This is a genomic window from Nocardia ignorata NBRC 108230 (genome assembly GCF_001612905.1).
In the GTDB taxonomy this organism is placed as follows: Bacteria; Actinomycetota; Actinomycetes; order Mycobacteriales; family Mycobacteriaceae; genus Nocardia; species Nocardia ignorata.
The window spans coordinates 27,391-41,854 of record NZ_BDBI01000011.1 but is presented as its reverse complement, the minus strand read 5'-3'; the positions used below and the strand labels follow the sequence as shown (position 1 = coordinate 41,854).

Genomic DNA, 14,464 nt, shown 5'->3' with positions numbered 1-14,464 from the left:
TCGCACAAGCCTCATTCGGTATCCGGTCCAGGACCGCAACCGGTGGGCCACAGCCCGGAACCTCGGAGTAACCCATGGAATTGGATCTTCTGTACGCACTCACCAACCGCTCGGGCGAACAGTCCTGGCACGACGTGATGCTCGAAACACGTCGACACACCGAGATGGCCGATCGGCTCGGATTCGACCGGATCTGGTTGGGGGAGCACCACTTCGACGTCGACGGCACCGACGCCAGTCCCAACCCGATCATGCTCGCCACCGACCTGGCCGCCCGCACCGAACGGCTGCGCTTCGGAATGGCCGCCGTCTCGCTCACCCTGTGGCACCCGCTGCGCGTGGCCGAGGACCTGGCCCTGCTCGACCATTTCAGCAACGGCCGGCTCGATGTGGCCTTCGGCCGGGGCATCCTGCCCATCGAGGTGATGAACCTGAACCCGGCCGCGAATCGCTGGAACGGGTCCGACACCAGCAAAGCGATCTTCGACGAGCACCTGGCCATCGTCCGCAAGATCTGGACCGAGGACGTCTTCAGCTGGGAAGGCGAGCGCTACACCTTCCCGGAGCCGGGCACCAAGTTCATCCACTCACCCGGCGCGCCGATGCCGGAGGGCTGGGTCGGTGAGGACGGCAACCTCGTTGCCTTCGGCATGACCCCGAGGCCGTTGCAGCAGCCGACCCCGCCGCTGTTCGCGGTGACCGAGTCGATGGAGGGCTTCCTCGGTGCGGCTCGCAAGAACTTGCGGCCGATCACCTGGTACCCGACCGGCAAGGTGCTCACCAACCTGTTCGAGAACTACCGCGACGAGGTGGCCGCGACTACCGGCACCATGCCCGCGCTGGGCGAAGGCTGCGGTGTGCTTCGGCTGTGCTGCATCGCCGAGACCGATGCCGAGGCACGTCGCGTCGCCGAACCCGCGATCGTCGAATTCTTCGAATTCCTGTGCCGGGTTCGCGGCATCGGGGTGTGGCTCGACGCCGACGAGGACCCGCATGATCCCCACTTCCGTCAGATGGATCCATGGGACCTGCTGATGGAACGCGACCACCTGATGATCGGCTCGCCCGAGAGCGTGACCGAGCGGATGACGCGGCTCACCGAAACCCACGGCATCCAGCACTGGCTGCTGCAGATGGGTGCGCCCGGCATCGCGGCGGCCGATGTGGACCGCTCACTGGAACTGTTCGCCGCCGAGGTGATGCCACAGCTGCGCAAGCTCGACGCGTCGCTGCGCGTGGCCGGCTGACTTCCCACCGAAAAGAGAAGAGACACAACGTGACCGAGTACCTGAACCCCGACGACCTGCTCTACCCCCGCTATGGCATGACTCCCGGCGTGGCGACGAGGGACTACGTCTTCGTCGGCGGCATGGCGCTGGACCTCGAGACGCTGAACCGCAAGCCGGAAGCCGACACCATCGCCAACGAGACCAAAATCGCGCTGGCCGAGATCGAGGGCCTGCTGAAGGCGGCCGGATGCGAGCTGCGCGACGTGGTCAAGACGACCTGCTACCTCAGCGACGACTCCTATCGCAAGGAGTTCTGGGAGGCCTACACCGAGGTCTTCGCACCGGGACCGTTCCCCGCCCGCACGACGTTCGTGGTCGGCATCGCGGGTGACTGCCGAGTGGAGATCGACGCGATCGCCGTCCGGCCCCGGTAATCACCGTCAACCAGAAAGACAGGAACATTCCATGGAATTCGGCATCTTCATCCCGAGTGCGCGCAACGGCTACATCATGTCCGAGACCGCACCGCAGTACTCGCCCACCTACGAGCACATGAGCGAGATCGTGCGGACCGGTGAGCAGAACGGTTTCTCGTTCGCGCTGTCGCTGTCGTGTCTGCGCGGCCACGGCGGCACCACCGGCTTCTGGGACGACGCGCTCGAGTCGATGACCCAGATGGCCGCGCTGGCCAGGGACACGACCTCGATGAAGCTGATCGGCTCGGTCAACATCCTGGCCATCCACCCCGCGATCGCGGCCAGGATGGCGATGACCATCGACTCCATCAGCGACGGCCGCTTCTCGCTCAATATCGTTCCGGGCGGCTGGCATCCGCGTGAGCTCGAGGTGCTGAAGGTATGGCCCGGCTACGAGTACAACAACTACCGGTGGCGCTATGCCGGTGAGTACTGCCAGGTGGTGCGAGACCTGTGGGAGAACGGCGTCACCAACTTCCAGGGCGAGTACTTCCAGTACGAGGACCTGCGGATGGGCCCGAAACCCCAGCACCACATGAACATCGTGTGCGCGGGCGCCTCCGACGACGCGATCAAGTTCACCACCAAGTACGCCGACTACTCCTTCCGTCTCGCGTGGGGCGGACAGGAGGCGCTGCGCGGGGTGGTCGACCGGTTCGGCGCGCAGATGGAGGAAGCAGGCAGGACGATCAAGCCGTATGTGGCGCTGGGCGTGGTCCTCGGCGACACCGATGAGGAGGCCGAGGCCAAACTGCAGAACTACGTCGACCACGCCGACCTGGCGGCGATCGAGTACATGGTGAGCGGCGCGGTGACCGATACCGCGCAGGGCGGCACCTCCGAGATCCTGGCCAGCATGGACCGCAAGGGCGCTGTCCAGATGTCGACCGATTTCATCACTGGATCACCGGCCGGCATCGCCCGCCAACTCGACGAATGGGCCGAGATCGACGGCGTCGCCGGATACATGCTTATCTTCCCCGACTACGTCGAGGACATCAAACGCATGGGCAGCGAAGTCTTCCCGCTGATGAAGAACTTCACCGCGACCACCACACCCGTCTCCGTCTGACCCGAGTTCCCCGGCCGTCGCGCCCGCGGTGGCCGGGGACCATCGACAAAGGATTTGCAGCTATGACCATGACCCTGCACTCCGACGCCCTGCGCACGCGGGTCGCCGAGGCACAACAGATGTTGATCGGCGGTGAGTGGGTGCAGGCCTGTTCGGGCCGCACGCTCGCGGTCGAGGATCCGGCGACGGGCGCCGTCGTCGCCCAGGTGCCCGCCGGGGACAGCGAGGACGTCGACCGCGCGGTCGCAGCCGCCCGGGCGGCGCTGCGCGGACCGTGGCGCCTGCTCACTCCGCAGGAACGGGGCAAGCTGATCTGGCGGCTCGCCGATCTCCTCGAGGCCCATGCCGGGGAGCTCGCCGAATTGGAAGCGCTGGACGCGGGCATGCCGATCGCGGAGGCGCGGTATGTCGATGTGGCGCTCTCGATCGACATCCTGCGCTACTACGCGGGCTGGCCGACGAAGATCACCGGCGACACCATCCCGGTGTCGTTCCCGATGAACTTCGGCGGCCCGTACCACGCCTACACGGTGCGCGAGCCCCTCGGCGTGGTGGCCGCGATCGTGCCGTGGAACCTGCCGTTGCTGATGACGGTGAAGAAACTCGCGCCCGCCCTGGCCACCGGTAACACCATTGTGGTGAAACCCGCTGAGCAGACACCGCTTTCCATCGCGTTGCTGGCGCGGCTGGTGCTGGAAGCCGGCATTCCCGAGGGCGTCGTCAACTACGTCACCGGCTACGGCGAGACCGTCGGCGCCGCGTTGGTTCGCCACCCGGGCGTGAACAAGGTGACCTTCACGGGCTCGGTGGCGACCGGCAAGCTGATCGCCCGGGCCGCGACGGACACGCTCAAGCGCGTCTCGCTGGAACTGGGTGGCAAGTCACCGAATGTCGTCTTCGACGACGCCGATCTCGACAAGGCGATCCCGTCCGCGGCGCTGGCGATCTTCGCCTGCCAGGGTGAGAGCTGCGTGGCCGGTTCTCGGCTGTACGCGCAGCGCGGCGTGTACGACGAGGTCGTCGCGGGGCTGGCCGAGCGTGCCCGCGCCATCACCCTCGGCCCCGGCCTCGATCCGGCCAGTGAGATGGGTCCGCTGATCTCGGCCGAACATCGGGAGAAGGTACTCGGGTATCTCGAACTCGGCCGGTCCGAGGGCGTGGAGATCGTGGCGGGCGGAAATCGCCACGGCGACAAGGGTTTCTTCGTCGAACCGACCGTGCTCGCCGGTGTCGACCGGCAGTCGCGCCTGCTGCGTGAGGAGATCTTCGGGCCCGTCCTTTCGGTGATCCCCTTCGACACCGAGGACGAGGTGCTCACCCTGGCCAACGACACCGACTTCGGGCTCGGTGCGGGCGTCTGGACGCGCGATGTGAGCCGGGCGCACCGTTTCGCCGGAGCGCTCGAGAGCGGCCAGGTGTGGGTCAACTGCTATCAGGCCGTCGACGCCGCGCTCCCGTTCGGCGGGTACAAGCAGTCCGGGTGGGGTCGCGAGACCTGCCGGGAGAACCTCGACGAGTACCTCGAAGTGAAGACCGTCGTGGTGAACCTGTGACGGGACGCGAGAACCGGCGATGAGTACCTACGACTACATCGTGGCCGGCGGCGGCAGCGCGGGATGCGTCGTCGCCGCCCGGCTCACCGAGGACCCGGCGGTGTCGGTACTGCTGCTCGAGGCGGGCGGCACCGAACAGCGGGCAGACGTCGAGACCGCCGCGGCCTGGCCGAGTCTGATCGGCGGCGACGCCGACTGGGGCTATACAACCACCACGCAAGCGATCACAGGACGCGCCATTCCCGCCACCCGCGGCAAAGTCCTCGGCGGATCCGGATCGATCAATGTGATGGCACACCTGCGCGGGCATCGGCTCGACTTCGACGAGTGGGTACGGGCAGGGGCCGAAGGTTGGAGCTATGACGATATCCTGCCGTACTTCCTGCGCAGCGAGGATGTCCCGAACGGCGACCCACGCCGGCGCGGCCGTGGCGGACCGCTGCGACCGCAGCCGATCCGCTCACCACACCCCCTGACGACGGCGCACCTCGAGGCGGCCCGACGTGCCGGACACCGGGTCGTCGACGACCTCAACACCGGCGAACTGCTCGGCGCCGCCTGCCACGACCTGTTGCTCGAGGACGGACGCCGGCAGAGCACCGCCACGGCTTACTTGCGTCCGGCGATCGGCCGACCCAATTTGACGGTTCGCACCGGTGCCGTGGTGCGTGCGCTGACGATGCGTGGCACACGGTGCACGGGCGTGCGCTACGTGTGGGAAGGGCGTTCGGTCGAGGCGAGTGCCGCCGCCGAAGTGGTACTCTGCGCCGGAGCGGTGGACTCGCCGCGCTTGCTCATGCTGTCGGGAATCGGTCCGGCACAGGAGCTTTCGCGGCTCGGTATCCAACCCGTCGTGGACGTGCCCGAGGTCGGCGAGAACCTGCAGGATCACATCATGCTCGCCGGGGTTCGGGTGCGAACCCAACGCTCGCTGCCGCCGCCGAGCGGGAATTACGCCGAGTCGACCCTGTTCCTCACGACCGACCGTGCGCAGACCCGGCCGGAGTTGCAGATCGTGCAGATCCAGGTCGATTACCACCTGCCCTGGCAGCAGCCTGTCGCGAACAGCTTCACCTTCGGCGTCGGGCACATGCGTCCGCGTAGCCGGGGAACCGTCCGGCTGGCCGCCGCCGATCCCGGCCTGCCCGCGGTGATCGACCCCCGCTATCTCAGTGAACCCGGCGACTTCGAGCAGCTCGTCGCGGGTGTCGAGACCGTCGACCGCCTGGTGCGCACCGGCGCGTTCGACGAGTGGGGCGGTGTATCGGAGGCAGCGATGCTGCTGCAGCTGAGCCCCTCGGGGCTCGAGCGGGCGATTCATGACGCGGTGAGCAGCTTCTTCCATCTGTCCGGTACCTGCCGGATGGGTGCGGACTCGGCCGCGGTCGTCGACTCGCGGCTGCGGGTCAACGGCGTGGAGAACCTCCGCGTCGCCGACGCCTCGGTGATGCCGTCCATCGTCTCGTGCAACACCAACGCCACGGTCGTGATGATCGCCGAAAAGGCCGCCGACCTGTTGCGTGACTGAAGACCACAGATTTCTCGAGAAGGAGACAACCGAAGTGACGTTCACAGAGCTGGATTCGATCGCCGCCAACCTGATCGACGGGAAATGGGGGCCGGGATCGGGCACGGCGACCATCGAGGTCTTCGACCCCGCCACCGGCAACCGCATCGCCGAGGTGGCGCCGGCTTCCGTCGCCGACGCCGACGCCGCCGTTGCGGCCGCCCAGCGGGCTTTCCCCGAGTGGAGCGCCCGCCCGCTGTCGGACCGGGTGCGCTTGCTCTACCGGATGCGTGGGCTGCTCGAGGACAACACCGAGGCGCTGGCCCGGGTGATCACCAGCGACCAGGGCAAGACCCTGGACGAGGCGCGTGGTGAAGTCGCCCGTGCCATGGACTTCCTCGAAACCGCCATCGCCGCGCCGATGCTCTACCACGGTGAGAACATCAACGTCACCACCGGACTCGACGCCCGCCGGGTGCGTGAGGCGCTCGGGGTATGCCTGGCGGTGACGCCGTCGAACTTCCCGGTGATGAACACGGTGCAGTTCTCGGCGTGGGCGCTGGTCACCGGAAACACGTTGATCATCAAGGCATCCGAACAGGATCCGATCGCATCCAGTGCGGCGATCCGGTTGTTGCAGCAGGCCGGGCTGCCCGCGGGTGTGCTCAATCTCGTACACGGCCGCGCCGATGTCGTCCAGCATCTGATCGCCCACCCGGCGGTGCGGGCGGTTTCGTGCATCACCTCCTCTCCGACCGCCAAGGCCATCTACGCCCAGGCCGCCGCGGCGGGTAAGCGGGTGCAGGCCAACGGTGGGGCGAAGAACCCGATCGTCGTCGCCCCCGACGCCGACCTCGACCGGGCCGCCGCGGGCATCCTCTCGTCGTCCTATGGCATGGCCGGGCAGCGCTGCCTGGCCGGTAGCCGCGTCATCGTGATCGGTGAGGTCTACGACGCGCTGATGGCGAAACTCGTCTCGGGCGCCGACCAGATCGTCGTCGGCGCCGGGGCGGACGAAGGCGTCACCATGGGGCCGGTGGTCAGCGCGGCAAGCAAGGAACGCATCCTCGCCGCCCTCGGAGAAGCCGAAAAATTCGGGGCAACAATCGTTCTCGACGGACGCAGGGTCAAGCCGACCGGTGGCGCGGAGACCGAGAAGGGCTACTTCATCGGCCCGACGATCGTCGCCGGACTCGATCCGAGGCAAGCGGTGGAACGGCGCGAACTGTTCGGCCCGGTGATCAATGTGCACCGCGTCGACTCCCTCGCTGCCGCCATCGCACTGTCCAACGACACCGAGTTCGGCAACGCCGCTTCGATTTTCACCACCTCCGGTGCGGTCGCCGCCGAGTTCGAACGTCGCGTGCGTGCGGGCAATGTCGGTGTCAACGCGTTCCCTGCTCCGCCGGCCAATGTGACGATGGGTGGATACGGCGAATCCTTCTACGGGGATTCGCATGTCTGCGGCGCCGCACCGCTGGACTTCTTCACCGACCAGAAGCTGGTGGTGTCGCGGTGGTGAGCCCGGCCTTCGTGATCGACGCGGTGCGCTCCCCCATGGGGCGCGCCCGCGCCGGTGGCGCGCTGGCGGACGTACATCCTGTCGAGCTGCTCGCCCAGGTGATTTCGGCGTTGATCGAGCGAACCGCCGTCGATCCGGGCGAGGTGGAGGACCTGCTGGTCGGCTGTGTGACGCAGTCGGCTGAGCAGTCCGGCAACATCGGCCGGATGGCGTGGCTGGCCGCGGGTCTGCCCGAACACGTGCCTTCGGTGACGATCGAACGCAAATGCGGGTCGGGGCAGCAGGCGCTTCAGTTCGCCGCTCAGGGCGTGATGGCGGGTTCCTACGACATCGTGATCGCGGCCGGTGTCGAATCGATGAGCCGGGTGCCGATCGGCTCGAACCGGCAGGGCGCCGACATCTACGGATCGTCGGTGACCGAGCGGTACGCGCCCGGCCTCGTATCCCAGGGCGTCGCGGCCGAACTCGTCGCGCAGCGCTGGGGAATCAGACGAGAGCGGCTCGACGAATTCGCCGCGCGCTCACACGAACTGGCGCACACCGCGGATTCGGCGGGTGCGTTCGAGCGGGAGATCGTGCCGATTACCGTGCCCGGTACCGGGACGGTGGTTGATCGTGACGAAACGATCCGGCCCGGGACCACCGCCGACAAGATCGGCGCGTTGGCCCCGGTGTTTCGCACCGACGAACTCGCCGCGCGGTTCCCCGAGCTCGACTGGCGGGTCACGGCGGCGAGCTCGTCGCAGCTGACCGACGGCGCGAGTGCGGTGCTGATCGCGAGCGAACGCGCCGCCCGGCGGATGCGGTGGCAGCCTCGCGCCCGGTTCCACGGGTTCCACGCCTGCGGTGACGACCCACTGTTGATGTTGACCGCACCCATCGCGGCCACCAGGACACTGCTCGCGCGCACCGGGCTCGGGCTCGACGACATGGACCATGTCGAGGTCAACGAGGCGTTCGCGTCGGTCCCGCTGGCCTGGGCCGACGAACTCGGCGCCGATCTCGATCGGCTGAACCCGCGCGGCGGCGCGATCGCGCTGGGTCATCCACTCGGCGCCACCGGGTGCAGGCTGCTCACCACGATGCTGCACGCCATGGAGGACAACGGCGGGCGGTACGGCCTGCAAACCGTGTGTGAGGCCGGTGGCATGGCCAATGCGCTGGTACTGCAACGAGATTGACGTGTGCTCGGCCGTGACCGGGCAGTCAGGAGAATGGCGATGAACAGCAGAGTCCAGTGGGACGAGGTGGAGCGGGCGATCGCCGATATCGCCGCAGGCAAACCCGTGGTCGTCGTCGACGACGAGGACCGGGAGAACGAGGGTGACATCATCTTCGCCGCGGCGAAGGCGACCCCCGAGCTGATGGCGTTCACCATCCGGCACTCCAGCGGAGTGATCTGTGTGCCGATGGCGGGGGAGTGGCTCGACCGCCTCGACGTCGGGTTGATGACGCCACACAACCAGGACCCGTTGCGCACCGCCTACACGGTGTCGGTGGACGCGAGTTGCGGTGTCACCACCGGAATCTCGGCCGCCGACCGGGCCCGCACCGCGCAGGTCCTGGCCGAGCCGTCGTCGGCCGCGGCGGACCTTAATCGGCCCGGTCACGTCTTTCCGCTGCGGTGCCGCGAGGGTGGGGTGCTCGTCCGGCGCGGACACACCGAGGCTGCGGTTGACCTGGCCCGACTGGCGGGCCTCCCACCGGTCGGCGTGTTGGTCGAGCTGGTCGAGGACGACGGCACCATGAAGCGCGGCCCGAGCTTGTGTTCCTTCGCCGACGAACACGGGCTGGCGATGATCTCCATCGAGAGCCTGGTGCGCTACCGCCGCAGGCACGAACGTCTCGTGGAACGTGTCGCCGACACCCGGCTACCGACCCGGTCCGGTGACTTCACCGCGGTGGGCTATCGATCCGTCGAGGACGGGGTCGAGCACATCGCCCTCGTCCTCGGCGACGTGTCCGGACCGGAGCCCGTCCTCACCCGTGTGCACTCGGAATGCCTCACCGGCGACGTCTTCGGTTCCCGCCGTTGCGACTGCGGTGCGCAACTGAGCGAGGCGATGGACCGCATCGCCGCGCGCGGGCGCGGCGTCGTGATCTACCTGCGCGGACACGAAGGGCGAGGCATCGGGCTGGCGGACAAGCTACGGGCCTATCGGCTCCAGGATGGAGGCGCCGATACCGTCGACGCGAACATCGCGCTCGGTCTGCCTGTCGATGCCCGGGACTACAGTGCCGCGGCCCAGATGCTGCGCGAGTTGGACGTCACCGCGGTGCGGCTGATGACGAACAACCCCGATAAGGCGATGGCCCTGGCGGACAACGGGATTCGGATATCTGGGCTGTTGCCGCTCACTGTGGAGGCCGACCCTCACTGCGCGGCGTATCTGCTCACAAAACGGGAGCGGATGGGTCATGCGTTGCCGGATCTGGCGGTACAGGTCGACAACGGGGACAGACTGCCTGCGGAGGATTCCGCCTCGGTCACGGGAATTCTCGAGTACTCCTGAGCCAGGGGCTCAACCGTCGACGCGCTACGGGTGGTCACCGGGTTCGCGGTCTTCCTAGGAGCAATTCCTCCCCTGCAACGGGTGATCGGCGGGTGTCACCATCGAGTCGGACAGCAGCACGGCCGAGTGCTGTGGGCCGATCGCACCTACCGCATCGCGGGGAAGGGTCGCGCGGCGTGAATCGAGGAGACCGTCATTTCTACGAACAGTTCCGGGCAGACGTCGCGGCACGCGGCGGCATTGATCGTCGGTGGCTCACTGGGTGGGTTGACAACGGCGCTCGCGTTGGCGGCTCGCGGTACAGCGGTGACCGTGCTCGAGCGGACATCCGGGCGCACCCAACGTGGTGTGGCGATTCTGGTATCGGGTGCCGGTCTGCGCCGGGCGCTCGGTCGGCAAGCGCGCGAGATCGTCGGCACGGCGCTCGGTCCCGCCTCGATGCGCCAGGGCGTGTACCCGCATTCCTGGTGGGACGTCTACTCGGCGCTACGTGCCGCGGCCGATGCGGAACCGCTCGTCACGGTGGTCGAGAACGTGCACATCGTCGAGGTCGGACAGGACGACATCACCGCCTGGGCCAGGGAAGCGGACGGCTCCACGTGGACCGGCGATGTCCTTCTCGGGGCGGACGGGTATCGCAGCGTGGTGCGCCGCTGGGTGGATCGGGCGCGCCCCGTCGCCGACTACGCGGGCTACGTCGTGTGGCTCGGCCAATCGGAACTGCCCGAGTCCTATCTCGACCGGGCAGGCGGCCCCGACTTCTTCTCCGGCGAGGACGACATGCTCGCCGTGTATCCACTGATCGACCGTGACGGGGGCGTCACCCGCTACGGGTGGGGCTGGTTCGACCCGCACCACACCTCGCTGTTCCAGCGGATCGGTGCGATCGAGGGCACGGAGGTCAAACACACGCCGCGCGTGGACGCGATTCCTGCGGAGGTGTACGAGGAGATGATGCGCACCGCCGAGCAGCGGTGGTCCGAACCGTGGCGTACGGGGGTTATCGAAGCGTTCCAGGCGAGGGAGGTGGTGGCCACGCCGATCACCGAGTATTTGCCGCAGCGGGTGGTCAACGGCCGCATCGGTGTGCTCGGTGACGCCGCGCACGCCCAAACACCCATGACCGGTGCGGGATTCGAAGAGGCGGTAGCGGACGCGGCGGCGCTGGCCGAGGCGCTCGACGGCGTCGAGGTCGAAGAAGGCCTGGCGCGCTACGAATCCGCCCGGTTGGTGGAAATGCGCAACCGGGTGTCGGCGGGACAGTCGTTCAGTCGATCTTTCGCGGGCGTCTGAAACTCGCTCGACGCTGTCGTCGATCAGGTCGACAGCTCATTCGGTCAGGTCTGCAGGGTCTCCGGCGTGTATGCCGCACCGGTCGACACCAAATGCTCGATCTCGTCTTCCCCGAACCCGTACTCGCTGAGGACCTGTACCGAATGTTCGCCGAGCCTCGGTGCGGGGTAACGCAATTCAGGGGCGTCTTCGCTCCACTGTTGCGGGATACCCAGCGACCGCAGCAGGCCTTCGGTCGGGTGTTCCTCCTCGATGAAGAACCCGACGTCCTTCATGTGCGGATCGTCGAGAAGCATTTCAGGAGTATTCATCTCGATGGCGGGGATGTCGGCTTCGGCCAGGATCTGCACCCACTCGGCCGTCGTCTTGGTTTCGAGTACTTCGGCGAGGAAACGGTAGAGCAGCCCGATGTTCTCGGTGCGGCCACCGATATCGGCGAAACGGGGATCCTGGGCCATCTCGGGCCTGCCGGCCAGGGCGAAGAACCGGTGCCAGTGCTTGTCGTTGTAGACGTTGACGCCGAGGTAGCCGTCGCGGGTGCGGTACGGGCGGCGGTCGGCGTTCATCATCCGGGCGTAACCGGAGGTGCCGATCGACGGGATGAAGGTGTGACCGTAGAGGTGGTCACCCATGGCGAACTGTGCGAATGTCTCGAACATGGGGACCTGCACCTCCTGGCCGCGTCCCGTGCGTTCGCGGCGGTAGAGGGCGGTGGTGATGGCGTTGGCCGCGGCCATGCCGACGACGCGGTCGGCGATCGCGGTGGCGATATAGGTCGGCTCACCGGTTTTGCGGCTCTGCAGGACCGGCATGCCGACGGCGGCCTGGATCAGGTCGTCGTAGGCGGGCCGGTCGGCGTAGGGGCCGTTCTGCCCGAAACCGAAAGCGCCGCAGTAAATCAGGCGTGGATTGCGTTCACGGACCTGCTCGTAGGCCAAGCCGAGGCGTGCCATCGACTTCGGCCGCAGACTGTAGAGCAGCACATCCGCCGAGGCCGACATACGCTGGAGTGCGGCGTTGCCGTCGGCGGACTTGAGATCGAGCACCAGGCTGCGCTTGTTGCGATTGAGGTGCAAGAAGATCGCGCCCATCCCGGGATTGCGGCGTGGACCGACACCACGGGTGGTGTCGCCGGCGGTCGACTCGATCTTCACGACATCGGCGCCCATGTCGGCCAGCAACAAGGTCGCGAACGGGCCCATGAAGTTCGAGGTGAGGTCGAGGATGCGCACGCCGTCGAGCGGTCCGGTCATGTTCGTCTCTTCTCGTGATGGGGGAACACGGCCGGGGCGGCACACCGGCAGCGATCGTGAATCGTGCCGGGAGAACCCGAGGCCTGGTCACCGGCTGTCCTCATCGTAGGTCGCTGAACTGCTCGAACCCAGTGACATGTTCCGAAGTGGGAATTCGTGATGGTCGAATCACGGTCGACGACTGCTGTGCCAGCAGCGAGGACCGCATCTCGCGCGCATCGAGTGTCCAAGAATTTGGACACTCGTGTGATCTGGATTTCTCTACCTTCGAATCCGGGCCACCGGAGATCGGCCACCTTCGGGTAGCGACCGACCGGCCCGTTCATGCCTTCCGTCCGGCGGAATTGCCCGCAACTCGCAACTAAAGGTGATAAATGACTGCCGCCCTCCCCGAAACCGCAGCCGTCGACCGTGACGGTGTCCCGCACTACCGGTTGTTCATCGATGGTGCGTGGGTCGATACCGAGACTGCCATCCCGGTGATCGACCCGGCCACCGAAGAGGTCCTGGTCACCGTCGCGCAGGCCGACACCAGCCATGTCGACGCAGCGGTCGCCGCCGCGAAGCGCGTCCACGAGTCGGGTGTCTGGCGCAACACCCCGCCCGCCGAACGGGCCGCCGTGATCGACCGGGTGATCGCCGCGCTGAGCGGCAAGATGGACGAACTGACGGTGCTCAGCGCCAAGGAGACCGGTATGCCGCTGCGGCTGGCAGGCGCTATCGGTGTGGGTTTCCCGTTGATGCACCTCGGGCATTACGCGGAGCTGGCCCGCACCTATGAGTGGGAGCGCTCGGGGCCGGTCACCGGCCAGGTGCTCTCGGCAAGCTTCATTCGCAAGGAACCGGTCGGCGTGTGCGCGGGCATCGTCCCGTGGAACTTCCCGGCCACCATCGCGGTGTGGAAGTCGATCCCAGCCCTGGTCGCGGGGAACACGGTGGTCCTCAAGACCGACGAGAAGACCCCGATCTTCGCCCTCGAGCTGGCACAGCTCCTCCAGGAAGCCGGGCTTCCCGACGGCGCGCTCAATATCGTCGTCGGTGACGGCCCTACCGTAGGTGGACACCTGGTCAAGCACCCCGATGTGCGGCTCGTGTCGTTCACCGGCTCCACCGCGACCGGCCGCCAGGTCATGGCAGACGCTTCGGGCACTATCAAGCGCGTCCTGCTCGAACTGGGTGGTAAGGGCCCGAACATCGTGCTCGACGATGCCGATCTGACCGCAGCAGTCGATGGTTCGATCTATGCCTTCTTGCTGCACGCGGGGCAGGCCTGTGATTCCGGCACTCGGCTGCTGCTGCCCGCCTCGATCCACGACGAGTTCGTGGCCCGGCTGGTAGAGCGGTTGAAGACCCTGACGGTCGGCAACCCGCTCGATCCGGCCACCGACATCGGCGCGGTGATGGGCAAAACCCAGCACGAGCGGATTCTTGCCTATATCGAGAAGGGCAAGGCCGAGGGCGCCACAGTCGTCGCCGGTGGTGGTGTGCCGACCGGTGCGGGCTTCGACAAGGGCCACTGGGTGGAACCGACCGTGTTCACCGGTGTCACCAACGACATGACCATCGCGCGCGAAGAGATCTTCGGCCCCGTGCTGGCGGTGCTGAAGTACGAGTCGGAGGACGAGGCGGTCAAGATCGCCAATGACACCGAGTACGGTTTGGCCGCCGCCGTGTGGAGCCGTGACAACCAGCGCGCGCTCGACGTGGCCCGCCGGATCGAGGCCGGTTCGGTGTGGATCAATGACTACCACAACATCTCCCAGTACCTGCCCTTCGGCGGATACAAACAGTCCGGCACAGGTCGCGAGCTCGGCCCGGACGCGCTCGACGAGTTCACCCAGGACAAGAGCATCACCATCGACTTGTCCGGAGATGTCAGCCGTCGTGCCTACGGCCTCGTCCTCGGCACCCCGCCCTCGGCCGAGTAGCCAGGAGTTTCGAAAGCCCCGCGCGAACCCGAAAGTCGGGCTCGTATCCGAAAGATCCGACGGAGACAACCTCATGATCGAAGACCAGTTCACCTACTACATCCACGATCACGCATGA

Annotated in this window: 11 protein-coding genes; 10 read left to right on the top strand and 1 reads right to left on the bottom strand. The window is 67.0% G+C overall.

The genetic code is table 11. From position 1 onward, the window contains the following. Positions 1-74 precede the first annotated feature (74 nt). The 9 genes from NI2_RS09560 to NI2_RS09520 all read left to right on the top strand — a co-directional run bounded on the left by NI2_RS09560 (position 75) and on the right by NI2_RS09520 (position 11,165). Positions 75-1,247 (top strand): LLM class flavin-dependent oxidoreductase, encoded by a 1,173-nt coding sequence (locus tag NI2_RS09560; RefSeq protein ID WP_067488594.1) that lies wholly within the window; start codon positions 75-77, stop codon positions 1,245-1,247. Between the two features lie 29 nt (positions 1,248-1,276). Next, entirely contained in the window at positions 1,277-1,663 is a 387-nt protein-coding gene (locus NI2_RS09555) for a RidA family protein (protein WP_067488592.1), read from the top strand. 31 nt (positions 1,664-1,694) lie between these two features. Then, positions 1,695-2,777: an LLM class flavin-dependent oxidoreductase gene (locus NI2_RS09550; protein ID WP_084476270.1), complete on the top strand. Its 1,083-nt coding sequence runs from the start codon at positions 1,695-1,697 to the stop codon at positions 2,775-2,777. Between the two features lie 62 nt (positions 2,778-2,839). Continuing rightward, positions 2,840-4,330 carry an aldehyde dehydrogenase family protein gene (locus NI2_RS09545; protein ID WP_067488590.1) on the top strand — a complete coding sequence of 497 codons (1,491 nt, stop codon included), beginning with the start codon at positions 2,840-2,842 and terminating at the stop codon, positions 4,328-4,330. A gap of 19 nt (positions 4,331-4,349) precedes the next feature. Next, positions 4,350-5,858 carry a GMC family oxidoreductase gene (locus NI2_RS09540; RefSeq protein ID WP_067488588.1) on the top strand — a complete coding sequence of 503 codons (1,509 nt, stop codon included), beginning with the start codon at positions 4,350-4,352 and terminating at the stop codon, positions 5,856-5,858. A 34-nt stretch (positions 5,859-5,892) separates the two neighbouring features. Further along, positions 5,893-7,359, top strand: coding sequence for an aldehyde dehydrogenase family protein (locus tag NI2_RS09535; protein ID WP_243749947.1), 1,467 nt, complete (start codon positions 5,893-5,895; stop codon positions 7,357-7,359). After that, on the top strand, positions 7,356-8,540 hold the full coding sequence (locus NI2_RS09530) for a thiolase family protein (protein WP_067489098.1): 1,185 nt from the start codon (positions 7,356-7,358) through the stop codon (positions 8,538-8,540). The genes NI2_RS09535 and NI2_RS09530 overlap by 4 nt, the downstream gene beginning before the upstream one ends. A gap of 39 nt (positions 8,541-8,579) precedes the next feature. Next, positions 8,580-9,872: a bifunctional 3,4-dihydroxy-2-butanone-4-phosphate synthase/GTP cyclohydrolase II gene (locus tag NI2_RS09525; RefSeq protein WP_084476330.1), complete on the top strand. Its 1,293-nt coding sequence runs from the start codon at positions 8,580-8,582 to the stop codon at positions 9,870-9,872. A gap of 267 nt (positions 9,873-10,139) precedes the next feature. Continuing rightward, positions 10,140-11,165, top strand: coding sequence for an FAD-dependent monooxygenase (locus tag NI2_RS09520; RefSeq protein WP_133734083.1), 1,026 nt, complete (start codon positions 10,140-10,142; stop codon positions 11,163-11,165). A 44-nt stretch (positions 11,166-11,209) separates the two neighbouring features. On the opposite strand, the gene NI2_RS09515 is transcribed toward NI2_RS09520, so the two are convergent. Next, positions 11,210-12,418 carry a CaiB/BaiF CoA transferase family protein gene (locus NI2_RS09515; protein ID WP_067488584.1) on the bottom strand — a complete coding sequence of 403 codons (1,209 nt, stop codon included), beginning with the start codon at positions 12,416-12,418 and terminating at the stop codon, positions 11,210-11,212. A 374-nt stretch (positions 12,419-12,792) separates the two neighbouring features. Here NI2_RS09515 and NI2_RS09510 point away from each other — a divergent pair, with 374 nt between their 5' ends. Then, the gene (locus NI2_RS09510; protein ID WP_067488581.1) at positions 12,793-14,346 is read left to right on the top strand and encodes an aldehyde dehydrogenase family protein; all 1,554 of its coding nucleotides are present in this window, start codon (positions 12,793-12,795) and stop codon (positions 14,344-14,346) included. Positions 14,347-14,464 lie beyond the last annotated feature (118 nt).